The following is a 26,264-nucleotide window of genomic DNA, read 5'->3' on the forward strand; positions in this document are numbered from 1 at the left end:
ATTATGGCCAATACCAGAGATTATATATATTACGATTATACCAAAAGTCTTTGCCCTGAATGTTTACAGCTTTGCGATGCGAAAATTGTTTTTCAGGACGCTAAGGTATTTATGCTGAAAAACTGCAGAACGCACGGTGATAGCAAAGTAATGATTGCCGATGATGTAGAATATTACAAACAGATCCGCAATTACAATAAACAATCGGAAATGCCACTTAAGTTTAATACCAAAGTGCATTACGGTTGCCCTTACGATTGTGGCTTATGTACCGATCATGAACAACATTCGTGTTTAACCGTAATAGAGGTTACTGATCGTTGCAACCTGGCCTGTCCAACCTGTTATGCCATGTCGTCGCCAAGTTATGGCAGGCACAGAACTTTGGCAGAAATAGAACGCATGATGGATGTTGTTGTGGCAAACGAAGGTGAGCCCGATGTGGTTCAGCTTTCGGGTGGAGAACCAACGGTGCATCCCGATTTTTTTAAGATTTTAGACCTTGCCAAAACAAAACCCATTAAACATTTAATGGTAAATACGAATGGGATCAGGATTGCAAAAGATATTGGCTTTGTAGAAAAATTAGCAAGCTATATGCCCGATTTTGAAATCTACCTGCAGTTTGATAGTTTCAGTGCTGAAGTATTGACCAGGCTTAGGGGAGAAGATCTTACCGAAGTAAGAAAAAAAGCCATCGATCACCTCAACCAGTTTAATGTGTCTACTACTTTGGTGGTTACTTTGCAAAATGGCCTTAACGATCACGAAATTGGCGATATTTTAGATTACGCACTTAAGCAGAAATGTGTTCGCGGTGTTACTTTTCAGCCTACTCAGGTTGCCGGAAGAAATGATGATTATAATGATCAACAGGGGAGAATAACGCTAACTGAGGTGCGCAGAAAAATTTATGAACAATACCCTGTTTTTACTCCTCAGGATTTAATCCCTGTGCCCTGTAATCCCGATGCCCTGTGTATGGCTTATGCATTAAAAATCGGTGATGAGGTGATCCCGATGACACATCTGATCAATCCGGAAGATTTACTCAACAATTCAAAAAATACCATCGTTTTCGAACACGATGAAAAATTGAAAGAACATATGCTAAATCTTTTTAGTACAGGTGTTTCAGTAGATTGTGCCGAAGATACCTTTGGCGAATTGATGTGTTGTCTGCCAAGGGTAAAATCGGATAGTTTAAGCTACGATAATTTATTTCGGATTATCATCATGAATTTTATGGATCCGCTGGATTTTGATGTACGCGCCGTTAAAAAATCATGCGTACATATTGTGAGTGATAAATATAAAATGGTACCCTTCGAAACCATGAATATTTTTTACCGCGACAACAAAATAGATCTGATCAGGGAAAAATTAAATATGAACTAACATGGAAGAAGGTTTATTCGGATTGTTAATTATTTACTGTCTTACTGCAGTTGTACTCTTTATAGTGGGGATTATTCAGATTATTATTAAATCATCAAGGAACGAACCCGTAAAACCCGGGTTAAAACTGCTTATCATTTCGGTAATTATGGTGGTAATCGGTTTTGGTGCCTGTGCAGTATTGCTTGCCAACAGTTAATCTCAAATTAAGCTCATGGAAATTTTTATTGTATATTGGGTAATTGTAGTATTGTTGTTTGTAATTGGTATCATTCAGATTATCGTAAAAGCTGCTAAAAATCAACCCGTTAAACCCGGCCTTAAATTGGTTATTGCATCTGTTATCATGTTGGTAATAGGAGCAGGGGCGTGTGCAGTAATTCTATCTAACTTAAATATTGGCCATTAGTCATTTTTATTGTGTCAAGATTGCGGGTTTAACTTTCTCCTTTGACCTTTAAATAATATCTTTGCGTTTTATAGAAATAGAGTATCAGTCGAGATTTGTCTTGATACCTGATACTCACTACCTGATACTCCAAATGAAAATATCATATAACTGGTTAAAACAATTCGTACAGATCGATAAAACACCTCAAGAGCTTTCGTTAATTCTTACCAATGTTGGTTTAGAAGTAGAAAGTGTAGAAAAAGTGCAGCCTGTTGTAGGCGGTTTAGAGGGATTGGTTATTGGCGAAGTATTAACCTGTGTTCAGCATCCCAATGCCGATCGTTTGCGCATTACTACGGTAAACGTTGGTGGAAAAGAAAACCTTCAGATTGTTTGCGGTGCTCCAAATGTAGGTGCTGGCCAAAAAGTGGTAGTAGCTACCGTAGGCACAACCGTATATCCTTTAGAGGGCGAGCCATTTAAAATAAAAGAATCAAAAATCAGGGGAGAACTTTCGCAGGGCATGATCTGTGCCGAAGATGAAATTGGTTTGGGTAAATCGCATGATGGGATCATGATCCTTGCAGCGGATACAGAAATAGGAATCCGTGCTAAAGATCATTTCAAAATGGATGATGATTTTGTTTTCGAAATCGGATTAACGCCAAACCGTGCTGATGCAGCTTCTCATTTAGGTGTAGCGAGAGATTTAGCTGCTTATTTCAGAAGTGAATATGAAATGCCTGATCTTTCAGCTTTTAAAACAGACAACGAAAACCTGGTAATCCCGGTAGAGGTAGAAGATTTAGCAGCTTGTCCGCGTTACAGCAGCTTAACACTTTCTGGCGTTACTGTAAAAGAATCGCCAGAGTGGTTAAAAGATAAATTAAAGGTAATTGGTTTACGTCCCATCAATAATGTAGTTGATATTACCAACTATGTACTTCATGGTTTGGGTCAGCCTTTGCATGCTTTCGATGCCGATAAAATTGCCGGTGGAAAAGTAATCGTGAAAAAAGTTGCCGAAGGAACACCTTTTGTAACCCTTGATGATGTTGAACGTAAGTTGAGTGCAGATGATTTAATGATCTGCAATACCGAAACGCCAATGTGTATTGCAGGTGTTTTCGGTGGAAAATCTTCTGGAGTTGATGCCAATACGAAAAATATTTTCTTAGAAAGTGCTTACTTTAATTCGGTTTCTGTTCGTAAAACTTCAAAAAGGCATGGCTTAAAAACCGACGCCTCTTTCCGCTACGAGCGTGGTACTGATCCGGAGATTACGGTTACGGCTTTAAAATATGCAGCATTATTAATTAAAGAACTGGCTGGCGGGGAAATTTCTTCATCAGTATCCGATATTTATCCAAGTCATATCAAGCCTTTCGAGTTTGAAGTAAGTTATACCAACATCAATAAATTAATTGGTGCAAATATTCCATCAGCCGAAATTAAACACATTATTACTGCTTTAGGTATTTCAGCAACCAATACCTCTGAAGATACTTTAGCGTTAAGGGTACCATCGTTTAAAGTTGATGTAACCCGAGAATGTGATATTACAGAAGAAGTATTGCGTATTTACGGTTATAATAATATCGAAATCCCTTCAAAGGTAAATGCATCGCTTTCTTACAGCATTAAGCCTGAAAAAGAAAATACACACAACGTAATTGCAGATATGCTTACCTCAAACGGTTATGCAGAAATTATGTGCAACTCGTTAACTAAATCGGCCTATTCGAAAAATTTAGATGAAGCCGTATTTATTTTAAATCCCTTAAGCAGCGATTTAAATGTAATGCGTCAGCATTTATTGATGCCGGCATTAGAGAGTGTAGCTTACAACCAAAACCGTAAAAATGCTGATGTTAAGTTTTACGAATTTGGTAAAACCTATCATTTAATTAATGAGCAGTATGTTGAGCGCTCAAGGTTATTATTGTTGATTTCGGGTGCTAAACAGGGCGAGCAATGGAACCATAATGCTAAACCGGTTACTTTTTATAACTTGAAATCGGCAGTTGATGCGATTATATCGCGTTTAGGTATTGCAAGCTATCAATCTGATGCTTTAAATGACGAAAACTTTGCTTATGGGATTAAATATTTCCGTGGAGATAAAACCCTGGTAAGTTTTGGTGCCGTTTCAAAAGCCGACCGTAAAGTAGCCGATGTAAATGCGGAGGTTTTTTATGCTGATTTTGATTGGGCAGCCCTGTTGGATATTGTAAGGAAAAATAAAATCGTTAATAAAGAAGTTTCTAAGTACCCTCAAGTGCGTAGAGATTTATCTTTATTGATCGATCAGGCCGTAACTTTCGATACTTTAAAAGGCATTGCTTTCAAAACCGATAAAAAGCTGATCAAGGAGGTTGGTGTGTTTGATGTGTATGTAGGTGATAAATTACCTGAAGGTAAAAAATCTTATGCCTTGAACTTCATTCTACAGGATGAAGAACAAACCTTGACCGATAAGCAGATTGAAAACACCATGCAGAAATTAATCGCGAATTTAACGGCACAAGCTGGTGCAGAAATTAGGAAATAAAATATAAATTCGTATTTTTAGAAATAAATTCATGGCTTCTGTTGCAGATCAATTAGATAAAGTATTACAAAAAACGGCTCAGGTATTAGAGCTATGTAATGCGCTACAGGAAGAAAATGATTTATTAAAGCTTGAAAATCAATCGTTAAAAGTAGCACTCGATACAGCGAAGGGCAAAAATGTAGAACTTGATGAAAAATTAAGGGTTACAAAATTGGCTAAAAGTATAGAGGGAACAAGCGAAAAATCGCTTGACATTAAACAAAAAATTAACGATTTTGTGCGGGAGATTGATAAAAGTATTGCATTATTAAAAAAATAATGATGCAGAGAAATCAGAAACTAAGCTAAACAAATGGGAGAAATCTCGATTAAAATAACCATTTCCGACCGTATTTATCCACTAAAGGTGAATATGGAAGAGGAAGAAATTGTGAGACGGGCAGCAAAAATGATCAATGAGCGCATAAAAGATTATCAGGATAATTATGCGGTTAGAGATAAGCAGGATCTTCTTTCTATGGCAGTGTTACATTATGCAACAGCCGTATTGAGAACAGAAAATAAAGCACAAAACCAGGATACTGCTGTTGCTGATAAAGTTGAAGAATTGGATGTTTTACTCAGTAATTTCTTTTCAAAATAAGGTTCGTTCTTTCAAAGTATACGTCACTCTGAACTTGTTTCAGAGCCTGTTTAATAAGATCCTGACCTGTAGCGCAGCGGAAAGCTACGTAGTAAAATAAATTCAGGATGACGCGTGCTTTAAATATATTAGCATAAAAACATAGCCGCGGCTAGTTTTTGAGTTTCAAATTTTATAAAACTTAACACTTCAATATCTATAGGGTTAAGAGGGCGTATTTCATCTGCTATGGCACCTGAAAATGGCTTAAACCCTAATTATGCTTAGTTGAGGTTTAAAATGTATGAGACTTTAAAAATTAGTTGCGGTTTTTTTTTACTTAAAAAACAAAATGGAAATAGTTGAAATATTAGGATACGTATTTGCCGTAATAGCGGGTATAGCTATCGGAGTGGTGGTAGGAAGATTCCTCCTGCGTAACTTGCTTAAACAGCAGGAAGTTGCCGCACAGAACAAAGTGAAAAAGATTTTAAAAGATGCAGAAAACAATGCAGAGATCTTAAAAAAGAATAAACTTTTAGAAGCAAAAGAAAAGTTTTTGCAAATGAAAGCGGAGCATGAGCAAGAAGTGAATGCCAAAAACAATAACATTAACCAACGCGAAAATACCATGAAGCAGAAAGAGCAATCGGTAAACCAGCGCATGGAAAATTTTAATAAAAAAGAACAAGAACTCGATAAGCAAAAAAGCGTTTTAGAAAAGCAAACCGAAATTGCGATTAAAAAGCAAGAAGAAGTTGAAGTGCTTAAAAACCAGCACCTAAAACAATTAGAAACCATTGCTGGTCTATCTGCCGAAGAAGCTAAAGAGCAATTGGTAGAAAATCTGAAACAAGAAGCCCGTACACAGGCAATGATGCAGGTAAAGGATATTGTGGATGAAGCAAAGTTAACAGCGAGTAAAGAAGCTAAAAAAGTGGTGATCCAAACCATTCAACGTACCGCTACCGAAGCTGCAATTGAAAATTCAGTTTCTATTTTTCATATCGAAAGCGACGAGATTAAAGGTCGTGTTATTGGTAGAGAGGGTAGAAACATCCGTGCTTTAGAAGCTGCTACCGGTATTGAAATTATTGTTGATGATACACCGGAAGCAATTATTTTATCAGGTTTCGATCCGGTAAGAAGGGAAATTGCCCGTTTGGCCTTACACCGTTTGGTAACAGATGGTCGTATCCATCCGGCACGTATTGAGGAGATTGTAGCGAAAACCAAAAAACAGATCGAAGATGAGATTGTAGAAATTGGTGAACGTACCGTGATTGATTTAGGTATCCATGGCTTACACCCTGAGTTAATCCGTATGGTTGGCCGTATGCGTTACCGTTCATCTTACGGACAAAACCTGTTACACCACTCACGTGAGGTAGCTAATTTCTGTGCAACTATGGCTGCCGAATTAGGCTTAAATGCTAAAATGGCTAAACGTGCAGGTTTATTACATGATATTGGTAAAGTACCTGATGATAACCCTGAATTGCCACACGCAATTTTAGGTATGCAATTGGCCGAAAAATATAAAGAGCACCCTGAAATTTGTAATGCTATTGGGGCCCACCACGATGAAATTGAAATGACTTCAATGATCTCTCCAATTGTACAGGCTTGTGATGCGATCTCTGGTGCGCGTCCGGGTGCACGTCGTGAGGTGGTAGAAAGTTATATCAAACGCCTTAAAGATTTAGAAGAACTGGCTTTATCTTATCCTGGCGTAGAAAAAACGTTTGCAATTCAGGCTGGTAGAGAATTACGTGTGATTGTAGAAAGTGAACGTATTACTGATGCACAGGCAGAACTTTTAGCTGCAGATATTTCAACCCGCATTCAAACCGAAATGACTTATCCAGGACAGATTAAGGTTACTGTAATCAGAGAAACCCGTTCTGTAGCATTTGCAAAATAGACTAAATCGACATCCTGAACTTGTTTTACTGCGTAGCTTTCCGCTGCGCTACAGGTCAGGATCTTAGTAAGAAAGGATGCTGAACTGAATTTACTGCGTAGCTTTCCGCTGCGCTATAGGTCAGCATGACGAGTGGTTTAATACTAGCCTCGGTTCGTGTCCTCACGAAACGATAGGTGAAAAAGGTTTGGGCGAATGAATTAAACAAAATATAAAGCGATGGATATTCCATCGCTTTTTTTTATTTTTACATAATGAGCAAGCAAACCATAACAATCGAACCCAAACGGCCAGTAGATGTACTTTTTGATAAGTATGCCGAAAGTCACCAAAATCCGACAAACAAGCTGGTGCACTGGATCTGTGTTCCGTTAATTGTATTCAGCTTATTGGGTTTGATCTGGCAGATCCCTTTTCCATATATCGGTTTTTTAGGTAGCTACAACGGTTTCTTTAACTGGGCATCTTTTCTATTGGCCTTTAGCTTGTATTATTACTTTACACTTTCGCCAGTATTGTTTTTTTTGATGATTTGGGTGGTGGGTTTAATGAGTTACATCATCGTAAAAATTGAACAAGCAGTAGGCTTAGGTAGTGGAACGGCCTATGCTATTTATGCGGCAATATTTGTAGCCGCCTGGATTGGTCAATTTATTGGTCACAAAATTGAAGGTAAAAAACCTTCATTCCTTGATGATGTTAAGTTCTTGTTAATAGGTCCGATCTGGTTATTGCACTTCATTTGCAAGAAAGTGGGTATCCGTTATTGATCTGGAAAGCGCTTAACGTTTAGTTAACTTTAAAGTAAAACAATGTTAATTAACACCTAACCTGTAGTTAACACTGTGGTAATACTTTTGCCCTTATCAAATAAAGGCAAATTGGACTTACTAAACTCTTTTAAAAGAGCAGCACTCACGGTGTTCGCTTTAACGATCAGCATATTATCATATGCGCAGACAGGAAAAATTTCTGGAACAGTTACCGATAAAAAAACCGGCGAAACCTTAATTGGGGTAACGGTTAAAATTAAAGGTACAACTAAAGGTACTTCTACAGGTGCTGATGGTAAATATACTATCGCTGCATTACAAGATGGCAAATTTATTATAGAGGCTTCTTATGTAGGTTATGCCAATAAAGAAGTACCGGCTGTGGAAGTGACCGGAGGGGCTACAACTACTTTAAACCTCGCGCTTGAAGAATCTAATTCTCAAAAATTAGCTGATGTACAGGTAAAAGGTCAGGCCAGCAGAGAAACTGAAACGGCACTTTTATCGCTTCAAAAAAATGCAATAGAAATTAAACAGGGTATCGGAATCCAGGAACTATCCAGAAAGGGTGTAAGTGATGTTGAAGAAGGATTAACCAAAATTACAGGTATTACCAAGGTGGATGGCAGGGGTCTATTTGTAAGGGGCTTAGAAGACAGGTATAATAATCTTTTAATAAATGGTTTAGCTGTTCCTTCTAACAATCCTTTCAAAAAGATTATCCCTTTAGATCTTTTCCCAACAGACATTGTAAGTGTTTTAGAAACCTACAAAACATTCAACTCAGGTTTATATGGCGATTTTGCAGGTGGAACATTTAATATTGTAACCGCTAAGGGCGAAAAGGCAGTCACGAAAATTAATATCGGTACCAGCTTTCTTTCTAACAGTAGCTTTAAGAAATTCTTAAGACCGGAGGGTGAGACTTCAGTTGGCGATTACTTTGGTTTTCCAAGCAATGACCGTAGCATACCGAAGGTTTTCGGTAAGAAGCCATCATCTTATACCATGACTGCAAACGAAGCCAACTCACAGTTTGACTCTGGCTTCGATGTAGAAGAAGGAAATGCACCTTTAAATACAAATATTGGGATACTACATACACGAAAAATCAGATTTGACAATAACCGCTATTTCCAGTATCTGGTTTCTGTAAATACAGATAATAATTTTCAAATAAGAGAAGGTGTAGATCGTTTCTTTAATACCGTTCAGGGTATTTACGATAACAACTTATATACCACTAAATACAGGTTTTCGACCAACTCATCTTTATTGGGTGCGGTTAATTATGGTACCAACAGGTTAAACTTAAATTTAAATGCCTTTTATTTAAAAGGAACTGAAACCATGATACAGGATCAATTGGGTTATACCAATGGCCAGGCTACTGCCAATAACTCGTTTATCCGCTTAAACCAATTGCAAAAAACTGATTTTTTTACCGGACAGGTATTTGCGAATTATAAAATAACGGAAGATGATAGACATAGCGTAAGGGCAGGAGCTTCTTATTCAAAAACAGGCTACGAACTTCCTGACAGAAAATCGTTTAAAGGAGCGAAGCTTGATAACAATACCACATCAATCAGTTATACTGGTAATAGTATCACCAGACAGTATATGGATTTTAATGGCGATTTCTTCGGATCTGGTTTATTGGAATACAACTGGAAGTTTGGAAATAGCGATTTAGCAAAAGCGAATAAATTTACGGTAGGTTACAATGGCTCTTTCAATAAAATAGAATCTAATTTCAGGTTTTTGGTTTCACAAAACCTGGCCTCTAACAATGCTACTTTTAATACCAATCAACCTGATGCTACCTTGGCCGGGCAGATTGCCAACGGTGGTTTTACTTATAACGAAGGTACAGGTGCAACCTACCTTGCCCGTATGCAGGAAAGTGTAAACGCCGGTTATGCCGATTTATCCCTGGTTATAAGCGATAAAATTAACATCAATGGTGGGTTAAGGGTCGAGCAATCGCAACGGGTTACAAGATTCAGAAATCCAGGAACTATTGACGATCCTTTTGTAAGGGTCACAAAAAACAATACAGATGTTTTGCCAGCTGTAAACTTTAAATATTCGGTTAGCGAGAAAACCAACTTAAGGCTATCACTTTCAAAAACCTTAACCAAACCGGTTATTATGGAGGCTTTCCCGTTAGAGTTCGTAAATCCTGATGGAACTATCGAAAATGGTAATGCTAATGTGATTAATAGTCAAAACTATAATTTAGACGTGAAATATGAGTTTTTCCCTTCTAATACCGAAATGTTTGCCATAACCGGATTTGCCAAATATTTGAAAAATCCTATTGAACGTTTGTTTACACCAACAGCTGGAAGCGGTGGTTTAGCCATTACTTATGATAACTCTAAAAAAGCAATTTTATATGGTGCGGAATTAGAATTTTTATTGCAACTCTCAAGATTCAGCGAATCACTTTCTAATTTCTCAGTTGGTTTCAATACCTCACTGATGTATACCCAAACTACTATTGATAAGGTAAAAAATAGTGCAGAAACGGCTGCTATTGGTAACGAAAATACCCGCAGGTTGCAAGGCGCTTCTCCATGGTTAATCAATGCTGATATTAAACACGAAAGTAATTTTAGTAAAAACTGGAAAAGTACCATCACAGTAGCCTATAATATTTATGGCGAACGTATTTATGCGGTAGGTACCAACGGTTTAGATAACTACTATGAGAAACCATTTGGAAAATTGGATCTGATCTGGAGCAACAAGATTTCAGGCAAGTGGGATTTAAAGTTTGGCGTAGAGAATATCTTAAACCCAACTTATAAAGTTGATTTAGGCGGAAATAGTTTAGTGAAAATATACGAGAACGACCTTACCGTTAAAGATTATAAAAGAGGTGTTGGCGTATCGTTAGGCCTTGGTTACACATTCTAATTTGACATTACGATTTATTAACCTTCGGTTTACGTAATGTTAAACATGGGTTAATGTATTCAAAACATAGGAAAACTAAATTTACACATCAAAGGAAAATTAAAAAAGATTAAAAATGAAAAAATTACTTTATGCAATTGCTGTGTCAGCTACAATTTTTACGGGCTGTTCAAAAGACGAAGATGACGAGATCCCTACAAAAGTTCCGGTAGTAGGCGAAATCACAGGTGATATTACAGCTAACAGAACATTGGCTTTTGGTAATTATACGTTAAAAGGTATTGTTAAAATTCAATCAGGTGTTACTTTAACTATCGAGGCAGGTTCTACTTTTACTGCTGATAAATCTGATGGTGATGATGGTTTAGTAGTATTAAACGGTGGTAAGTTAATTGCCAACGGTACTGCCGATAACCCAATTGTATTAACAGAAAAATCAAAAGTTGGTGGTTCTTGGAATGGCATTATCATGTATGGTGATGCGCCGATTGTAAACTCATCGACTGCTCCTGCTCCTCAAACTTCAAACTCTGAGGATGGTTTATTATTGCCATACGGTGGTACTAATGCTGCCCATAATGGTGGTTCATTAAAATATGTAAGAGTAGAATACGCAGGCCGTGTAATTACAACCAACTCTAAAGAGCAAAATGGTTTCTCATTCTACTCAGTAGGTAGTGGAACAGTATTAGAAAACCTGGTTTCATATAAAGGAAATGATGATGGTTTCGAATTTTATGGTGGTACCGTAAGTGCTAAAAACTTAATCTCTTATGGTAATGCTGATGATTCTTTCGATTGGCAGGATGGCTGGAGAGGCCAGGATAATACCAACTGGTACGCTTATCAAACCGGTGTGGGCAACTATGGTATGGAAGTAGAATCAAAAGGTGTAGACAATGCATTTTTTCCAAAAGTAACCAACATTACGTTAAAAAGAGCTGCTGGTACTACAACTGAAGCACAAAGTGAAATCCAGTTAGATGCTTTCCAGTTTAAAGCAGAAGGTAATGGTGATTATAGTAATATCGTAATTGATGGGTATGCTAGCCAAACAACGCCTACTGCATTTAATGGTGGTGCTGTACAAATCCGCGATTTAGTTACATTTGACCACCAGGTATTAACGGGTAAGATCAAATTAACTAACGTTAAGGTTACCAATACACCAAACTTGTTTATTAACGGGGTGTCTACCATAAACGTTACCGCGGCTAGTTTTGGTACAAACTGGACAGTTTCTACCACTGCAACAGGTGCTGCTTTAACAAAAGGAAAATGGTCAACTGTTGACGGTGTAGATTTGTTAGCTAATTTATAATAGCAATACTCCTCAACAACCATAAAAAGCGGGTGTTCATCATAATGGTGAACACCCGCTTTATTTTAAATCGTATTTTATACTGTCTCTTTAACCTCTTCTTTTGCTTTCTTCGCTACAGCAGGTTTAGCAGCTTTTGCCTTCGGAGCCGCAGGAGTAACTTGCTCTTCTTTGATATATGGCGTTATAGAATCATCTTGAGTGGCGAAAGTAACTTTTTTAGTTAATTGTTTTGCAAATTTTTCGATTACTTTATCGGTTTTTTTGGCTTTGCCGTACTGGATAACAAGTTCGTTAAATGCAAGGGCTAATTTCGATTCTAATTCTTTGCGTAGTTTTTTGCTTGTCGAATGATTTTTCGACTTGGATTTGTTCTTTTTCATCTAAAACTTATGGGTTTTCCCAAAGATAGAGAATCGGAAAGTTAAATTAATATTATGATTATGTTAACACGTAGTTGGCCGCTTAACATATAAAATATTTCTCATAACTTAGGTTAAATCACATAGGTTAGCATTTAATCGAACGAATATGAATTATCCAATATTAATCGGCGTTGCAGTTCTGGTCATTATTTTAATTGCTTACCTGATCAAAAGAAACCAAAAAGACAAAAAGGAATTTGAAGAAGAGGTAATCCAGTCAGAACTTTCGCCTGAGAAAGACGATAAAGAAAACATTTAGAAAGTATGTCCTGGTGCAATTTCTCCGCCCAGATCTAGTGTATTCTGGAAACCTTCCAGGTATTGAAGTAAATGCCGTTCCGCATTTGCATAAGAAGTAAATGTTGATGCCGGTTCATAAGCGTCAGCATCAGTTTTGCTTTTGTAAAATGAACTGATTTTGAAAACGAAAACTTTGTCATCATTTATTGGCGACATAATTCTAGCCTTTATAGCGTGACCGTTCACCTCAACAAAAAATTCCTTTAAAACGGTATAGATAATAGCAGACATAGACAAGGTTTTAGATTTAACTCAATATGAGAATCTAAATTACCTTAAATAGCTCATCAATCAACCTGTTATTGATAAAATAATGATTTTTTAACATTAATTTAATATGTATTTTTTTATTTAAGGCTAAGGGATTATTTCTTGATAGGCTCATATGCATAAACCACTTCGTATTTACTGTTCTTGAAATTTGAAGAAAGTTGTCCGATTTTTAGATTCTGAGCCTGGGGTGTAGGCTCGCAGTACGAATATTTTTTGCCCTTATAGGTGATTGGTTCGCCAACTGGTTTTTCAAACTGAACCGCAATAGTTAAATGTTTGGGGTATAGCAAGGCAATCATCGGCAGGTTATATATTTCCTTTACCAAATAGAAAAATAGTGCGGCCCGGTCATCGCAATCGCTGTAGGTACTTAATAAGGTTTGTTCAGGCGAGAAACGTTTTTCTTTGCCGAAATTTTCACCGTCATCTTCATATAAAAAACCATAACGGGTAAATCTCATCAGGTAATCAACACCTTTTTTCTGATCCATGCCTTTTAGGTTTTCTTTCAGGGTGGGGATAAGAGAGCTGTAGGTTTCCCGGCTCAAAGGAATATTAAAATAACTCTCAAAATCGACTACCGGATAGTTTTTGAAAATGGTTTGTACATCTTCATTAACTTTTAACTTAAAATGATGGATTTTTTGCCGATAGCTAAATTCTATATCTTTTTCCTGATAACTTTCCGGTTTAAAATCGGGCATTCTTGTTACCTTATAAGAGAAAGGGTTTTTAGCCTCTGGAATTAAAATTTTAACAGGCTTATAAGCATCGGCCTGTTTAAAAAGTTTGCCATAATCATGGTAATTCAGACACATAAACTTTTTATCGTCAATCATGAAAAAGGGAATATCGCTGATGTCCTCTTCATTTCTAACATAAAAGATAACCTGATCATTGCCTATAGCTAACCGTGCATCGTAGCCGCATTTACTCAGTAAAAACCATTTGTATAAAGTATAGCCAAAATAATTAGCTGCTTTCGGACTAATCTGTTCGGCTGTTTTTCGGATCAGTTGATAATAAATCCAGTCGTTTAAATTATACTTTTTCTGGTATTTTTCTAAAGACGAAATAAGCGGGGCGTATTGGCCAGAAGAGATGTGGTTGTAAAAGTTTGAAACGGCTGATGCAGTTGCTGTTTTTGGTATCGGAAAAACTACCGAAGAATCGACACTAAAATTAAAGGTCCCATTATAAAAATCGAAAGAATAATTCTGTCCCTTCGAGATGAAGGTATTCGTCATCAGGCAAACGAACAAAATAGTCCTCAAAACATATATGTAAATCCCTCTTTTCAAACCGCGCAATATTTGGTTACATTAAATTTACTTATTATTAACATAAAAGCAACAATTTCTTTATGTGAACAATGAGGGCAGTACTTAATGGGAAATTAACATTGTATCTTCAGGAATCCGGATCAGCTTACTTTTTTAGGGCGTAAAGTCCATTTCTTAAATGGTTTAAAAGCGAGGTATTACAATCCTTACAGTCTATTTCTTCCAAATGAATGGGTTTGCCGATACTGATTTTTAACTGGTGACCATTTTTGTTGAATAACTCTGAAATCAGCTTTGCTGTTTGTAACGAAGGGTGTATAAATTTCAGCAGGCTAAAAAAGATGCCATTATTGCCATGAAAATATACCGGTAATATGGGTACATTGGCTTTTGAGATAATTTTCCCAACCACGGGATGCCATTCGCGGTCGGTAATCTGATTTTTTCTGAATTTATAAGAAGAAACTTCACCTGCCGGAAAAATAGCAACCGGACTGCCATCTTTTAAAACTTTTAAAGTTGTTTTTAATCCGCTAATACTTGATGAATCCTGAACTTTTTCGAACGGATTAACCGCGATAATACATTTCTCAAGATTTGGGATTTTCTTTAACAGAAAATTTCCCATAAACATTGTATCAGGTCGGTAATTGGCAAGCGTACTTAATAATGCCAATGATTCTATAGCACCATAGGGGTGGTTTGCAATCGCAATAAATGCACCTTCTTTTGGAATGTTGGCTAAATCCTCATCACTGATCTGAATAGTAACGCCCAGAACATCCAGAATATGATTGGCAAATTTTTCTCCTTCTAAGGTATTAGCATCTCTAATAATTCCATTGAAGTCGTTAATCTTTAAGAACCTCATTAAAAAGGAAGCAAGGCCAGGGATTGGGATATTACAAATGCCTGTTGCCTTTGAAAAATTCTCTTTAGAAATGACTGTCATAATTATAGTTCAAAATTGATTCCATTAGGGAAGCAACTTGATAAATGATTTTTTATTTGAGCTAAATATAAGAGTGGGAAACATTCGGTTCTCACGAAGAAGAATGTTTATCATAGCTCATACAGAGTACCTAAAGATAGTGGAATAATATGAACAACAGCGTATTAATCGATTAAGAAATTGTGAGGGAGAAAATTCTATAAATAACATTTCATTAATACCAATTTAACAAGGTAAGCCTACTTTTGTGGCATAAATATTTGGTTAGTATTTATAAAGTTTAGGTTAGTTGATAATAAAAAACCCAGATGGATGTCTGGGTTTTTTTATTGAATTAACTTATAGGTTCTTGCCGAGCTTTTCGAGCATTTCTGGCGGAATATTATGCGTATCAACTACTAAAAAGCCATCTAAACAATCAGAAAACTTAGGGTCGATATTGAATGAGATAATCTTCGCATTCAGGTTCATATACTGCCTTAACAATACCGGAATCTTAATATGCGAGTTTTCGATATCTCCGATAATACTATCCAGATCTTTAAAAGACTCGCTGCTATCAACCAACGTATCTGTAGAAATTGGTAAAAGATCCGCTTTAAACTTGTTTCTTGGCTTTACATACTTTGCCATCTCATAATCGAAATGGTTTTTGGTAATGTAATCTACAATTAAGGCTTTGCTAAATTTCGAGAAATTGTTACTGATACTTACCGGCCCGAACATATAGCGGTACTGTGGATTATCGATCAGGTATTTTAAAATTCCTTTCCAGAGCAAAAATAATGGAAGTGGTTTACCCTGGTATTCTTTTCTGATCCACGATCTGCCCAGCTCGATCCCCTGTCTCAACATCGGGTAGAACTGATCTTTCATTTTAAACAGCTCGGATAGGTAGAAACCGCGGCGGCCCATGCTTTCTAAAATCTCATCCCCCTTGCCAATCCGGTAAGCGCCTACAATATTTTCTAAATCCTTATCCCAAATAAATAAGTGGTTATAGTAGATGTCGTAATTGTCGAGGTCGATTTTTTTGTTGGTTCCTTCACCAACCTCGCGGAACGTAATTTCACGTAAACGGCCAATTTCTCTTAAAATATTTGGGATTTTTAACGTTGGAACAATGTATACTTCGTAATTTTTCTCCGTCCAAACTTTAAAATCCTCCAAAAGCGCTACCTCATTTTTAATTAAAATCCTCGAAGTTTCTTCAATTACCTCAACAGGTTTCTTTTTAATCTTGAATAAGTTTAGTGGATTAAAGAGTTTTTTCTCTGTATCTAAGCCAACACCAAGGGCATATGTACGGGCCCTTAAAAAGTCCATCAGTTTGTTACTGCTGTTCATGTGCGAAATTTCAGATACGGCTATGGGTTTGCCAATCCGTACCTTAATGGTGCGCCCATGTTTATTTAAAAACTCTGAAGGTAACTTTGCAGTACGCAGGGTAGGGTGGATAAAGCTTAAAATATTAAAGAAAACACCGTTATTGCCATGAAAATAAATAGGTACAACAGGCACTTTAGCTTTTGCAATCAGTTTTCCAACAACAGGATGCCACATTCTGTCGGTTACCTGTTGGGCATCTAATTTAAAGGTAGAAACCTCTCCTGCAGGGAAAATGCCGATTGGTGTTCCATTTCTAAGCAGATCGAAAGTAGTTTTTAATCCACTGATGCTTGAAGAGTGCTGCACATTTTCGAAAGGATTTACAGCAACAAAAAATTCATCAAGGTTTGGTATTTTTTTCAAAATGAAATTAACCATCACCTTGGCATCAGGCCTAACCGTACATAATAGTTTAACTAAAGCCAAACCTTCTACACCACCATAAGGGTGATTTGCAATAGCAATAAAAGGGCCTGTTTTCGGAATACTATTTAAATCATCATCATCAAATTCTATAGAAACGCCAATGGTTTCTAATATCTTGTCTACAAATTCTAAGCCTTTAAAGTGTTGATTTTGAGCGAATACGTCGTTGATGTCGTTCAGTTTCATGATCTCCATCATCAAACCTGCTAAACCTGGCACACCTAGCTTATCTATCTTTGTTGCTTTTGCAAACTCAGATGTAGTTATGATCTTCATATAAAATTCTTAGATTGTTGATAGGCAAAACCTGTTCTGTTTTGCAATTCCAAAAATAAGATTTATATTTATAATACACATGTCATATCGCATCAATGAGAATTTGGCTCAACAAAAATTTTGGTGTCAGCAAAAGTGAATTTAATGGATTGCTATTTCTAGTCTTTATTATTATTGTAATTAAGGCAACACCTATTATATATGGCTATTATCAGCCCGTTTCAAATGATGGTCCGGATCTTTTAGCACAAATTCAGAAGATAACCATAACAGATCGGGTATATGCCAGTACTATTCGCGATCGGATTGAGAATTCAAATCCCGAAAAAGCGATTAAACTTTTTAAATTCAATCCAAATACTTTAGATGCACAGGGTTGGCAAACTTTAGGTTTATCAGCAAAACAGGCACAATCGATTCTGAATTATACCGTTAAGGGCGGTAAGTTTTACAAACCAGAAGACCTTCAGAAAATGTATACCATTTCGCCCGAAATGTATAAAAAGATATTGCCATATGTTAACATACCCGATCAGTCCATCAGCATCTCAAGAAAATATGCACCTTTAAACAAAAAGGAATACGCTAAAAAAACTTTAGTAACCGTTGATATTAATAAGGCCGATTCTGCACAATTGGATGAGATAAAAGGTATAGGCGGAACTTTTGCACTTAGAATTATTAAATACCGTGAACGTTTGGGCGGTTTTTACAAGAAAGAGCAGCTTCTGGAAGTTTATGGCTTGGATTCTAATAAGTATGCGAAAATTAAAGATCAGATTGAAATCAGTAATGCCCCATTAAAAACAATAAATATAAATACAGCAACGTTTAACGATTTAAAGCGCAATCCGTACCTTTCTTACAAGCAGATCAATGCCATTATTGAATACCGCAGACAGCATGGCAATTATTCAGGCATATCTGACCTGAAAAGGATTGTGCTCCTTAACCAACAAGTGATAGATAAAATTACCCCTTATATTTCTTTTTAAAAGCTTAAGATTATGCGCTAAACGTTTTTGAAAAGCAATAACATGCCGTTACAAGTTTTAAAAGCAATAAATTTCTATTTGATTTGGAAAGCAATTGTAGTGCTAATCGCTCCCGATAGTCCTGCTTTACACTTTACCCTCCCGATGAAAACCTGTGAAACAAGTACTCATATCGGTAGGGTGCCCGTTCCAATCAGGTTTGTGCTGTTGGGACAATGCTGGTCAACCCCCTAACCATAGTACCGGCCGAGCCACCTAAACCTGATCGGAACGAACACGAAGTGTAACGGAGTAAAGTGAAGAGCAGGACTGAATAGCGCCAAACGCTTCTGTACCTGATTTCCAAAAAAAGTAAGAATAAATTTATGTATTGCCTGGCCCAGGTTAATTGCAATTCAAGGTTTAAAAGGAATAAATTTTCTATTTGATTTGGAAAGCAATGGTAGTGCTAATCGGTCCCGATAGTCCTGCTTTACACTTTACCCTCCTGATGAAAACCGATGAAATAAGTACTCATATCGGTAGGGTGCCCGTTCCAATCAGGTTTAATTATGTAAGAGCAGTGCTTGTCAACCCCAAATCATAGTACCGGCCGAGCCACCTAAACCTGATCGGAACGAACACGAAGTGTAACGGAGTAAAGTGGAGAGCAGGACTGAATAGCGCCAAACGCTTCTGTACCTGATTTCCAAAAAAGGAAGGACAAATTTATGTATTGCCTGGTCCAGGTTAATTGCAATTTAAGGTTTTAAAAATCCATTTGGCCAAAAGCGGCTTTCAGTTGTTTTCCCTCGAGCCGTTATACTGAACTTGTTTCAGTATCGATCATGCTGCTTTTGTTAAGATCCCTGAACTGTTAATACATTATCCTCGTTCAATCGAAAACGCCATTATCTGAAATTATTCGGCTATCGTTGTAAGAAAAATAGAAAAAACTTTCTTCGTTAATTTCAAGGTTTAAAATTAACCGATAAACTAATTGAACCGAATACCATTTCATTCTGTAATTGCACGAATATTTAATGGTAACTAACTATCAAATAATTGTTTATAATTGCCTCAACTAACTTTAAAATATAAATTTAATGAGCGTAAGCTTCGATTTTTCAGAAACAGAAACTCAGCAGAGTGTAAAGGCCATGGTCCGCGATTTTGCAGAGAAAAACATTCGTCCACATATAATGGAATGGGATGAGGCACAGCATTTTCCTGTCGAATTGTTTAAACAGCTCGGAGAATTAGGCTTAATGGGCGTTTTGGTTCCCGAAGAATATGGAGGCTCTGGATTGGGCTATCAGGAATATGTTGATGTAATTGTAGAAGTGGCCCGGGTTTGTGGCTCAATCGGCTTATCATTAGCAGCACACAACTCTTTGTGTACCGGGCATATTTTGGCTTTTGCCAATGCAGAACAGAAACAAAGGTGGTTGCCCAAGCTGGCGACGGCCGAATGGATAGGTGCCTGGGGATTAACTGAAGCTAATACCGGGTCGGATGCCTTAAGGATGATGACCACTGCCGTTGAAGATGGCGACGATTACATTATAAACGGCGCAAAAAACTGGATTACCCATGGTAAAAGTGGCGATATTGCAGTGGTAATGGTAAGAACAGGAGAGCAGGGGAGCTCGAAAGGGATTTCGGCCATTGTAGTAGAGCGTGGTACACCTGGTTTTACTGCAGGGAAAAAGGAAAATAAATTAGGAATGCGCGCATCAGAAACTACTGAAATGATTTTTGATAATTGCCGCGTACCGAAAGCCAATTTATTGGGTAATGTTGGCGAAGGCTTTAAACAGGCGATGAAAGTGTTAGATGGAGGAAGGATTTCTATTGCAGCATTGGCCTTGGGCATTGCAAAAGGTGCTTTTGATGCCGCGGTAGCTTATTCGAAACAACGCCAGCAGTTTGGTCAGCCAATTTCCAGCTTTCAGGCCATTAGTTTTAAACTGGCTGATATGGCTACCGAAATTGAAGCAGCTGAACTATTAATTCGTCAGGCGGCAGATTTAAAGAACAGGCATTTGCCTATGACAAAAGAATCGGCCATGGCGAAATATTTTGCCTCAGAGGTTTCGGTGAGGGTAGCCACAGACGCTGTTCAGATATTTGGCGGTTATGGTTATACCAAAGACTTTCCGGTTGAGAAATTTTATCGCGATAGTAAATTATGTACAATAGGTGAAGGAACATCTGAAATACAGAAAATTGTGATTGCCAGAGAAGTATTATCAAGGTAGAGGGTTTAGGGTAGAAGGTTTAGGGCTTATGCATAGAACCTTCAGCCTGATAACCTTTCGCTTTTAACCTTATAAACAACAAACCAAATATATTATGAGTAATCCGGACGGTTTAACCACCTCCGGATTTTTTTTTAAAATTTTAAAAACCAGCTTTCAATTGCCGGTGTTTTTACTAAGTCCTAAGGCCTTAGGCCTTAGGACTAAAGACTAAAGAGCAATAACCAATGGGCAATTACCAATGAACTATTGACCATTGAACTAATGAACCAAAAATATGGCAAAGTATTCAGAAAAAGCTGGTGAGAAAGTAGAAAAAACCATGCACGAAATGAAAGAAGGTAAGCTTAAAAGCGGATCAGGTAAAAAAGTGACTTCCAAAAAGCAGGCAATTGCCATCGGATTATCGGAAGCCAGGAAGGAAGGGGCGAAGGTACCCAGGAAAAAAGATTAAAGACCAAAGCTGAAAGACCAAAGCAAATATAGGTACTATAAGCTACCTGCACAGTCCAATAAGCTTTAGTCTTTAGACTTTCGGCTTATTGCGGTATATCTTTAGTGGTTAAAATGCTATCTACCACATAAACGCTAAATCCGCGCCAAGGCAGGGTATTTTTATATTCCTTATAGTGGAGTTCGTAAAATTTGCCGCTATTGGCCATCATTTTATCTGCGATTTCTTTACTTGCAATAGAAAACTCAAACTCATTATTTTGCAGTGTTCCCGCTTGTCTGGATTTTACCCCACTCTGGATCAATTTCCCTTCGTAGGTTTTAAAGAGATAGCCTTTCTTTACTACATAATTTAATTCGCCGGCCTTAACGCCTTCGCCAAAAACAAAGAAATACCGGTAATAGCAAATTGCTACGAGTAAAATAACGACTATAACCGCGATAATTGATCCTACTTTTTTGCCTGTTGTCATATCATATAATGTATATATAAATGTAGGTAAACAACAGTTTAGTTTAATCAATGATTTAAATATAATTTCTTTTTATAAAATCTTTCTCATTTTCAATATTTTGCTTACATTTGCAGCCCCGATAACACGGGAAAATTTTAAAAACCACGAGAGGAGGTATTTCAGCGTTATGATCATTATCAACATTAAAGACGGCGAATCATTAGATAAAGCCCTTAAACGTTTCAAGAAAAAGTTTGAAAAAACTGGTGTATTGAGAGAACTGCGTAGTCGCCAAGCATACGAGAAAAAATCCGTTGCTCGCCGTACTGAAATTAAACATGCTGTTTACATTCAGAATATGAATCAAGATACAACTGCATAGTTGTTTAAGATATAAATACATTAAAGTCCTCCAGATGTTAAATCGGGAGGACTTTTTTGTTTTAAAAAGAAATCAAAAACTTTACAATAAACAATTAATTAATGATTTCTTTATATCAAAACTATTTGTAACTTCATATCAATGCCCGTCAAAAAGATATTGAATGTTGCTAAAAAGTTTTATAACCTATTTAACTCACGAGAAGCGCTATTCTCAGCACACCATTACCTCTTATCAAACAGATTTAGATCAGTTTGAAGCGTATATCAATACTACGTTCGATCTGAACTTTTTAGCCGTTAAGCATGTTCACCTAAGGAGCTACATGGTAGACCTGATGGAGAAAAAAGTATCAGAACATACCATCAATAGAAAAATTTCAACATTAAGAAGCTTTTATAAGTTTTTACAGCGCACGGAAGAGATTAATCAAAATCCTACTGTTTTAATTAAAGCGCCAAAAATACCCAAAAGGCTTCCTGTATTTGTTGATACGCCAAAAATGGATCTTTTACTGGATTCGGAACAGTATTTTAACGAAAGTTTCCCATCCGTTCGCGATCATCTGGTAATCGAACTGCTTTTTGGTACCGGCATGCGTTTAGCAGAGTTACTTCAATTGAAGGATACTGATATCGATATTTATTCGGGAACGATAAAGGTGTTGGGTAAAAGAAATAAAGAACGGATCATTCCTGTAAATAAACAGCTTATCAATCAGGTAAATACCTATATTGAGCTAAAAAAGTTGCAAAACTTTAATAACAATTTGCTTATCTTAATCGTTACCAATACAGGTACAGCGGCGTATCCAAAATTAATATACCGTATTGTTACCTCATACCTAAACCACGTATCAACCAATGAGAAGAAAAGTCCCCACGTGCTTCGGCACAGTTATGCAACAAGCCTGCTAAATGCAGGAGCAGATCTAAATGCAATTAAAGAACTTTTGGGTCACGCCAGCTTAGCAGCAACCCAGGTTTACACCCACAATTCGATCGAAAGATTAAAAACAATTTATAAACAAGCCCATCCAAAGGCATAAAAAAAGGAGGAAAAATGAAAATCGGAGTTCAATCAATCCACTTCAGTGCAGACAGTAAGTTGTTAGATTTTATACAAAAAAAAGCAAATAAGCTAGATCAGTTTTTCGACCAGATCATTAGCGGAGAAGTGTATTTAAAGTTAGAGAACGTAGAGGACGAGGCCAATAAGATTAGTGAGATAAAACTCATTGTACCGGGTGGGACCCTCTTCGCTAAAGAACAATGTAAATCATTTGAAGAAGCCACAGATCTGGCAATTGAATCGTTAAGAAAGCAGATCACTAAACATAAGGATAAAACACGCGCTAAATTAAGTGAGCATAAAGCAATTTTAAGCGAAAGCGAAGCTGCTGATTACTAAAAATCAGCATAATTTTAAAAAGGCAACATGATTAATCATTATGTTGCCTTTTTTTATGGGCTATAGTGAGGGATTTACTATTGTTTTCGACTAATAAATAATAGTATTGATTGTTTTTTTTAAAAATTTAATAAGGATATAAGCGATTTAGTGGTGTTAAAGGATATAAGAAGTGTTAGCTGGAAAGTGCCAGGGCATGGGGGCAAGCGCAATTAAACTTAAAAACCGATTCATATTCGTTAGAACACAGAAAAAGTTAAAAAAATAATACAATTTTAAGCGAAAGCAAAGCGACTGATTATGAAGTACCTATTATTTTAAATCATCGTAATTGAGTGGGAGGGCTAAAAAAGTTGACTATTTTTTTTCAAATTTATTTTGAAGTGAAATATAAGTGTGTATATTTGCATTCCCTTTCGGAAACGGTGTTAGGCCAAGAAGAAAAGGCTTGTTCTTTAAAAAGATAAAAGTTTTAAAAAAACACGTTAATAGTATGAAAAATGAAGATTTTTCGTATCATTGCACAAAATTTAAAGCCTCCTTAGCTCAGCTGGTAGAGCAACTGACTTGTAATCAGTAGGTCATTGGTTCGATTCCGATAGGAGGCTCTTTTTATTTTAAAGTGTTAGCATTTTAAAGTAGAAAATGGGGAGATTCCAGAGCGGCCAAATGGGACAGACTGTAACTCTGTTATCGCAAGATTTCGAAGGTTCGAATCCTTCTCTCCCCACACTTTAAATGAACGACCAAATGTTTTAATGAGAGATTATTTCTATCATTCTTTCATTCAATCAATCACTAGTTTTTAAAAGCGGAAGTAGCTCAGTTGGTAGAGCGATAGCCTTCCAAGCTATAGGTCGCGAGTTCGAACCTCGTCTTCCGCTCCAATAAAAATTAGAAAGTGGGCAGTTATCGGTAACAGTTTTAATTTGGTTAAAACTAAAAGGCTGGAACTGGAAACTAAAAAGCCGACTTAGCTCAGCGGTAGAGCACTTCCTTGGTAAGGAAGAGGTCATGGGTTCAATTCCCATAGTTGGCTCAGGATAATAAAGCTTTGTTAAATCTGTTTAATATGCAGGGTAGACAAGGTTTTTTGTGTTGCATTGCATCAAAACAATAAATAAAATTAATAAAAAGTTAACCTACTAATTAGTTATAAATAAAATGGCAAAAGAAAAATTTGACCGTAGTAAACCGCACTTAAACATCGGTACAATCGGTCACGTCGATCACGGTAAAACAACTTTAACAGCAGCTATTACAAAAGTTTTAGCTGATGCAGGTTTATCTGAGGCACGTTCATTCGATTCAATTGACTCAGCTCCTGAGGAAAAAGAAAGAGGTATTACAATTAATACTGCGCACGTTGAGTATTCAACTGCAAACCGTCACTACGCACACGTAGATTGTCCAGGTCACGCGGATTATGTTAAAAACATGGTTACAGGTGCGGCTCAAATGGATGGTGCTATTATCGTTGTTGCTGCTACTGATGGTCCAATGCCACAAACTCGTGAGCACATCTTATTGGCTCGTCAGGTTGGTGTACCTTCATTGGTTGTATTCATGAACAAAGTGGATATGGTTGATGATCCTGAATTATTAGAATTAGTAGAAATGGAAGTTCGTGAATTATTATCGTTCTACGATTTCCCTGGTGATGATATTCCTGTTATTCAAGGTTCTGCTTTAGGTGGTTTGAACGGAGATGCTAAATGGGTAGCAAAAATTATGGAATTAATGGATGCTGTAGATAGCTACATTCCAATTCCTCCACGTTTAACTGATCTTCCATTCTTAATGCCTGTTGAAGATGTATTCTCGATCACCGGTCGTGGTACTGTAGCAACTGGTCGTATCGAGCGTGGTGTAATCAACTCTGGAGATCCTGTTGAAATCTTAGGTATGGGTGCTGAGAACTTAAAATCTACAGTAACTGGTGTTGAGATGTTCCGTAAGATCTTAGATTATGGTGAAGCTGGTGATAACGTAGGTTTATTGTTACGTGGTATTGAGAAAACTGATATCCGTCGTGGTATGGTAATCTGTAAACCAGGTTCAGTAACTCCTCACACTGATTTCAAAGCTGAGATCTATGTATTATCAAAAGCAGAAGGTGGTCGTCACACGCCATTCTTCAACAAATACCGTCCTCAATTCTATTTCCGTACTACAGACGTTACTGGTGAGATTTCACTAGCTGAAGGTACTGAAATGGTAATGCCAGGTGATAACGTTACCATCACTGTAAAGTTGATCAACGCTATCGCAATGGAAAAAGGTCTACGTTTCGCTATCCGTGAAGGTGGTAGAACAGTAGGTGCTGGTCAGGTAACTGAAATTTTAAAATAAATCTTAAATCCCGATTTATCGGGACTAAAGAAAAATAAGAAAAGCAAAGTGTTTGAGCACGCTTAAGCACTTTGCTTTCTAATTACGGGAATAGTTCAACGGTAGAATAGAGGTCTCCAAAACCTTTGATCAGGGTTCGAATCCTTGTTCCCGTGCTCAAAACAATGATTGAGTAATTGAATGAGTGAATGATTGAATTTGAAGGTTAGCTTTCGGATATTATCATTCACTCATTTAGTCATTCTGTCATTCAATAAATTAAATATGGCTAAAGTAGTTGAGTTTATAAAAGAATCGTACGATGAAATGACCCAGAAGGTTACATGGCCTACCTGGGGTGAACTGCAAAGTTCGGCAATTCTTGTATTAGTGGCTTCTTTAATTATTGCATTGGTTATTTTTGCAATGGATAAAGGATCGACATTTGTGTTAGATACTTTTTATAAATCACTTTCTAATTAATATTTACTAATGAGCGATCTAAAGTGGTATGTTGTAAGGGCTGTTAGCGGTAAGGAAAAGAAAGTAAAACAGTACATTGATGCTGAGATCAGCCGTTTAGGTTTCTCTCATTTGGTTCCTCAGGTTTTAATACCAATGGAAAAATATTACCAAATGAAAGATGGTAAAAAAATTGCCAAAGAACGTAACTTCTATCCAGGTTATGTTTTAATCGAAGCTACATTAGATGGAGAATTAGAGCACATCATTAAAGGAATCAATAGTGTTATTGGCTTCCTGGGTG

Annotated in this window: 26 protein-coding genes and 5 tRNA genes; 25 read left to right on the forward strand and 6 right to left on the reverse strand. The window is 37.0% G+C overall.

All coding sequences use genetic code 11. The features are described from left to right. Positions 1-3: 3 nt before the first annotated feature. The 10 genes from AC07VK_RS21310 to AC07VK_RS21355 all read left to right on the forward strand — a co-directional run bounded on the left by AC07VK_RS21310 (position 4) and on the right by AC07VK_RS21355 (position 11,908). Positions 4-1,398: a radical SAM protein gene (locus tag AC07VK_RS21310; protein ID WP_492962708.1), complete on the forward strand. Its 1,395-nt coding sequence runs from the start codon at positions 4-6 to the stop codon at positions 1,396-1,398. 1 nt (position 1,399) lies between these two features. Beyond that, entirely contained in the window at positions 1,400-1,597 is a 198-nt protein-coding gene (locus AC07VK_RS21315; protein ID WP_426328202.1) for a hypothetical protein, read from the forward strand. Between the two features lie 15 nt (positions 1,598-1,612). Further along, positions 1,613-1,807, forward strand: coding sequence for a hypothetical protein (locus AC07VK_RS21320; protein ID WP_029277278.1), 195 nt, complete (start codon positions 1,613-1,615; stop codon positions 1,805-1,807). 133 nt (positions 1,808-1,940) lie between these two features. Beyond that, positions 1,941-4,340: a phenylalanine--tRNA ligase subunit beta gene (gene pheT, locus AC07VK_RS21325; RefSeq protein ID WP_492962706.1), complete on the forward strand. Its 2,400-nt coding sequence runs from the start codon at positions 1,941-1,943 to the stop codon at positions 4,338-4,340. Between the two features lie 31 nt (positions 4,341-4,371). After that, a complete protein-coding gene (locus AC07VK_RS21330) occupies positions 4,372-4,662 on the forward strand; it encodes a hypothetical protein (RefSeq protein WP_057932492.1) in 291 nt (96 codons plus the stop codon). A gap of 33 nt (positions 4,663-4,695) precedes the next feature. Further along, positions 4,696-4,986 (forward strand): cell division protein ZapA, encoded by a 291-nt coding sequence (locus tag AC07VK_RS21335; protein ID WP_492954540.1) that lies wholly within the window; start codon positions 4,696-4,698, stop codon positions 4,984-4,986. A gap of 331 nt (positions 4,987-5,317) precedes the next feature. Beyond that, on the forward strand, positions 5,318-6,889 hold the full coding sequence (gene rny, locus AC07VK_RS21340; protein ID WP_029277270.1) for a ribonuclease Y: 1,572 nt from the start codon (positions 5,318-5,320) through the stop codon (positions 6,887-6,889). Positions 6,890-7,143: 254 nt separating this feature from the next. Next, entirely contained in the window at positions 7,144-7,659 is a 516-nt protein-coding gene (locus AC07VK_RS21345; protein WP_492962703.1) for an Mpo1 family 2-hydroxy fatty acid dioxygenase, read from the forward strand. Positions 7,660-7,770: 111 nt separating this feature from the next. Further along, on the forward strand, positions 7,771-10,587 hold the full coding sequence (locus AC07VK_RS21350) for a TonB-dependent receptor (protein ID WP_492962702.1): 2,817 nt from the start codon (positions 7,771-7,773) through the stop codon (positions 10,585-10,587). A 115-nt stretch (positions 10,588-10,702) separates the two neighbouring features. Further along, a complete protein-coding gene (locus AC07VK_RS21355) occupies positions 10,703-11,908 on the forward strand; it encodes a beta-helix domain-containing protein (protein ID WP_492962700.1) in 1,206 nt (401 codons plus the stop codon). A gap of 77 nt (positions 11,909-11,985) precedes the next feature. Here AC07VK_RS21355 and AC07VK_RS21360 read toward each other — a convergent pair whose 3' ends face one another. Further along, positions 11,986-12,291, reverse strand: a complete 306-nt coding sequence (locus AC07VK_RS21360; protein WP_492962698.1) for a hypothetical protein — start codon at positions 12,289-12,291, stop codon at positions 11,986-11,988. A gap of 148 nt (positions 12,292-12,439) precedes the next feature. On the opposite strand from AC07VK_RS21360, the gene AC07VK_RS21365 reads away from it, so the two are divergent. Continuing rightward, positions 12,440-12,592 carry a hypothetical protein gene (locus tag AC07VK_RS21365; RefSeq protein WP_492962696.1) on the forward strand — a complete coding sequence of 51 codons (153 nt, stop codon included), beginning with the start codon at positions 12,440-12,442 and terminating at the stop codon, positions 12,590-12,592. On the opposite strand, the gene AC07VK_RS21370 is transcribed toward AC07VK_RS21365, so the two are convergent. The 4 genes from AC07VK_RS21370 to AC07VK_RS21385 all read right to left on the reverse strand — a co-directional run bounded on the left by AC07VK_RS21370 (position 12,589) and on the right by AC07VK_RS21385 (position 17,232). After that, the gene (locus AC07VK_RS21370) at positions 12,589-12,864 is read right to left on the reverse strand and encodes a hypothetical protein (protein WP_492954546.1); all 276 of its coding nucleotides are present in this window, start codon (positions 12,862-12,864) and stop codon (positions 12,589-12,591) included. The genes AC07VK_RS21365 and AC07VK_RS21370 overlap by 4 nt on opposite strands. Before the next feature lie 134 nt (positions 12,865-12,998). After that, positions 12,999-14,153: a hypothetical protein gene (locus AC07VK_RS21375; protein WP_492962694.1), complete on the reverse strand. Its 1,155-nt coding sequence runs from the start codon at positions 14,151-14,153 to the stop codon at positions 12,999-13,001. Between the two features lie 181 nt (positions 14,154-14,334). Beyond that, a complete protein-coding gene (locus tag AC07VK_RS21380; RefSeq protein WP_492962692.1) occupies positions 14,335-15,141 on the reverse strand; it encodes a lysophospholipid acyltransferase family protein in 807 nt (268 codons plus the stop codon). A 339-nt stretch (positions 15,142-15,480) separates the two neighbouring features. Then, positions 15,481-17,232 carry a bifunctional lysophospholipid acyltransferase family protein/GNAT family N-acetyltransferase gene (locus AC07VK_RS21385; RefSeq protein WP_492954549.1) on the reverse strand — a complete coding sequence of 584 codons (1,752 nt, stop codon included), beginning with the start codon at positions 17,230-17,232 and terminating at the stop codon, positions 15,481-15,483. A gap of 95 nt (positions 17,233-17,327) precedes the next feature. Between AC07VK_RS21385 and AC07VK_RS21390 the strand changes: the two genes are divergently transcribed. The 3 genes from AC07VK_RS21390 to AC07VK_RS21400 all read left to right on the forward strand — a co-directional run bounded on the left by AC07VK_RS21390 (position 17,328) and on the right by AC07VK_RS21400 (position 20,921). Beyond that, positions 17,328-18,227, forward strand: coding sequence for a ComEA family DNA-binding protein (locus AC07VK_RS21390; RefSeq protein WP_492962690.1), 900 nt, complete (start codon positions 17,328-17,330; stop codon positions 18,225-18,227). Positions 18,228-19,312: 1,085 nt separating this feature from the next. Next, positions 19,313-20,467 carry an acyl-CoA dehydrogenase family protein gene (locus AC07VK_RS21395; protein ID WP_492962688.1) on the forward strand — a complete coding sequence of 385 codons (1,155 nt, stop codon included), beginning with the start codon at positions 19,313-19,315 and terminating at the stop codon, positions 20,465-20,467. 277 nt (positions 20,468-20,744) lie between these two features. After that, a complete protein-coding gene (locus AC07VK_RS21400) occupies positions 20,745-20,921 on the forward strand; it encodes a DUF6496 domain-containing protein (RefSeq protein WP_477584846.1) in 177 nt (58 codons plus the stop codon). Between the two features lie 85 nt (positions 20,922-21,006). Here AC07VK_RS21400 and AC07VK_RS21405 read toward each other — a convergent pair whose 3' ends face one another. Then, on the reverse strand, positions 21,007-21,393 hold the full coding sequence (locus AC07VK_RS21405; protein ID WP_029277247.1) for a hypothetical protein: 387 nt from the start codon (positions 21,391-21,393) through the stop codon (positions 21,007-21,009). Positions 21,394-21,562: 169 nt separating this feature from the next. On the opposite strand from AC07VK_RS21405, the gene rpsU reads away from it, so the two are divergent. The 11 genes from rpsU to AC07VK_RS21460 all read left to right on the forward strand — a co-directional run. Further along, positions 21,563-21,757 carry a 30S ribosomal protein S21 gene (gene rpsU / locus AC07VK_RS21410; RefSeq protein ID WP_086549247.1) on the forward strand — a complete coding sequence of 65 codons (195 nt, stop codon included), beginning with the start codon at positions 21,563-21,565 and terminating at the stop codon, positions 21,755-21,757. A 163-nt stretch (positions 21,758-21,920) separates the two neighbouring features. After that, the gene (locus AC07VK_RS21415) at positions 21,921-22,805 is read left to right on the forward strand and encodes a phage lytic cycle repressor MrpR family protein (protein ID WP_492962686.1); all 885 of its coding nucleotides are present in this window, start codon (positions 21,921-21,923) and stop codon (positions 22,803-22,805) included. A gap of 14 nt (positions 22,806-22,819) precedes the next feature. Then, on the forward strand, positions 22,820-23,167 hold the full coding sequence (gene hpf, locus AC07VK_RS21420; protein ID WP_025143266.1) for a ribosome hibernation-promoting factor, HPF/YfiA family: 348 nt from the start codon (positions 22,820-22,822) through the stop codon (positions 23,165-23,167). A gap of 535 nt (positions 23,168-23,702) precedes the next feature. Then, a tRNA-Thr gene (locus AC07VK_RS21425) sits at positions 23,703-23,775 on the forward strand. A 39-nt stretch (positions 23,776-23,814) separates the two neighbouring features. Beyond that, positions 23,815-23,897, forward strand: a tRNA-Tyr gene (locus tag AC07VK_RS21430). An 81-nt stretch (positions 23,898-23,978) separates the two neighbouring features. After that, positions 23,979-24,054 (forward strand) — tRNA-Gly (locus AC07VK_RS21435). Between the two features lie 80 nt (positions 24,055-24,134). After that, positions 24,135-24,206 (forward strand) — tRNA-Thr (locus AC07VK_RS21440). A gap of 125 nt (positions 24,207-24,331) precedes the next feature. Beyond that, positions 24,332-25,519 (forward strand): elongation factor Tu, encoded by a 1,188-nt coding sequence (gene tuf, locus AC07VK_RS21445; protein WP_057932476.1) that lies wholly within the window; start codon positions 24,332-24,334, stop codon positions 25,517-25,519. Positions 25,520-25,603: 84 nt separating this feature from the next. After that, positions 25,604-25,674 (forward strand) — tRNA-Trp (locus tag AC07VK_RS21450). Positions 25,675-25,783: 109 nt separating this feature from the next. Continuing rightward, on the forward strand, positions 25,784-25,981 hold the full coding sequence (gene secE / locus AC07VK_RS21455; RefSeq protein ID WP_029279332.1) for a preprotein translocase subunit SecE: 198 nt from the start codon (positions 25,784-25,786) through the stop codon (positions 25,979-25,981). A gap of 9 nt (positions 25,982-25,990) precedes the next feature. Continuing rightward, on the forward strand, positions 25,991-26,264 hold a 274-nt coding region (locus AC07VK_RS21460; protein WP_494939824.1), incomplete at its 3' end, for a transcription termination/antitermination NusG family protein.

The organism is Pedobacter sp. GW821-FHT01D05 (assembly GCF_059422505.1).

Coding starts and splice junctions, on each gene's coding strand:
- AC07VK_RS21330 (WP_057932492.1), top strand. CDS start 4,372: ATGGCTTCTGTTGCAGATCAATTAGATAAAGTATTACAAAAAACGGCT.
- AC07VK_RS21390 (WP_492962690.1), top strand. CDS start 17,328: ATGAGAATTTGGCTCAACAAAAATTTTGGTGTCAGCAAAAGTGAATTT.
- AC07VK_RS21355 (WP_492962700.1), top strand. CDS start 10,703: ATGAAAAAATTACTTTATGCAATTGCTGTGTCAGCTACAATTTTTACG.
- pheT (WP_492962706.1), top strand. CDS start 1,941: ATGAAAATATCATATAACTGGTTAAAACAATTCGTACAGATCGATAAA.
- rny (WP_029277270.1), top strand. CDS start 5,318: ATGGAAATAGTTGAAATATTAGGATACGTATTTGCCGTAATAGCGGGT.
- tuf (WP_057932476.1), top strand. CDS start 24,332: ATGGCAAAAGAAAAATTTGACCGTAGTAAACCGCACTTAAACATCGGT.
- AC07VK_RS21375 (WP_492962694.1), bottom strand. CDS start 14,153: ATGACGAATACCTTCATCTCGAAGGGACAGAATTATTCTTTCGATTTT.
- AC07VK_RS21395 (WP_492962688.1), top strand. CDS start 19,313: ATGAGCGTAAGCTTCGATTTTTCAGAAACAGAAACTCAGCAGAGTGTA.
- hpf (WP_025143266.1), top strand. CDS start 22,820: ATGAAAATCGGAGTTCAATCAATCCACTTCAGTGCAGACAGTAAGTTG.
- rpsU (WP_086549247.1), top strand. CDS start 21,563: ATGATCATTATCAACATTAAAGACGGCGAATCATTAGATAAAGCCCTT.
- AC07VK_RS21385 (WP_492954549.1), bottom strand. CDS start 17,232: ATGAAGATCATAACTACATCTGAGTTTGCAAAAGCAACAAAGATAGAT.
- AC07VK_RS21360 (WP_492962698.1), bottom strand. CDS start 12,291: ATGAAAAAGAACAAATCCAAGTCGAAAAATCATTCGACAAGCAAAAAA.
- secE (WP_029279332.1), top strand. CDS start 25,784: ATGGCTAAAGTAGTTGAGTTTATAAAAGAATCGTACGATGAAATGACC.
- AC07VK_RS21405 (WP_029277247.1), bottom strand. CDS start 21,393: ATGACAACAGGCAAAAAAGTAGGATCAATTATCGCGGTTATAGTCGTT.
- AC07VK_RS21315 (WP_426328202.1), top strand. CDS start 1,400: ATGGAAGAAGGTTTATTCGGATTGTTAATTATTTACTGTCTTACTGCA.
- AC07VK_RS21335 (WP_492954540.1), top strand. CDS start 4,696: ATGGGAGAAATCTCGATTAAAATAACCATTTCCGACCGTATTTATCCA.
- AC07VK_RS21320 (WP_029277278.1), top strand. CDS start 1,613: ATGGAAATTTTTATTGTATATTGGGTAATTGTAGTATTGTTGTTTGTA.
- AC07VK_RS21365 (WP_492962696.1), top strand. CDS start 12,440: ATGAATTATCCAATATTAATCGGCGTTGCAGTTCTGGTCATTATTTTA.
- AC07VK_RS21400 (WP_477584846.1), top strand. CDS start 20,745: ATGGCAAAGTATTCAGAAAAAGCTGGTGAGAAAGTAGAAAAAACCATG.
- AC07VK_RS21370 (WP_492954546.1), bottom strand. CDS start 12,864: ATGTCTGCTATTATCTATACCGTTTTAAAGGAATTTTTTGTTGAGGTG.
- AC07VK_RS21380 (WP_492962692.1), bottom strand. CDS start 15,141: ATGACAGTCATTTCTAAAGAGAATTTTTCAAAGGCAACAGGCATTTGT.
- AC07VK_RS21345 (WP_492962703.1), top strand. CDS start 7,144: ATGAGCAAGCAAACCATAACAATCGAACCCAAACGGCCAGTAGATGTA.
- AC07VK_RS21310 (WP_492962708.1), top strand. CDS start 4: ATGGCCAATACCAGAGATTATATATATTACGATTATACCAAAAGTCTT.
- AC07VK_RS21415 (WP_492962686.1), top strand. CDS start 21,921: ATGTTGCTAAAAAGTTTTATAACCTATTTAACTCACGAGAAGCGCTAT.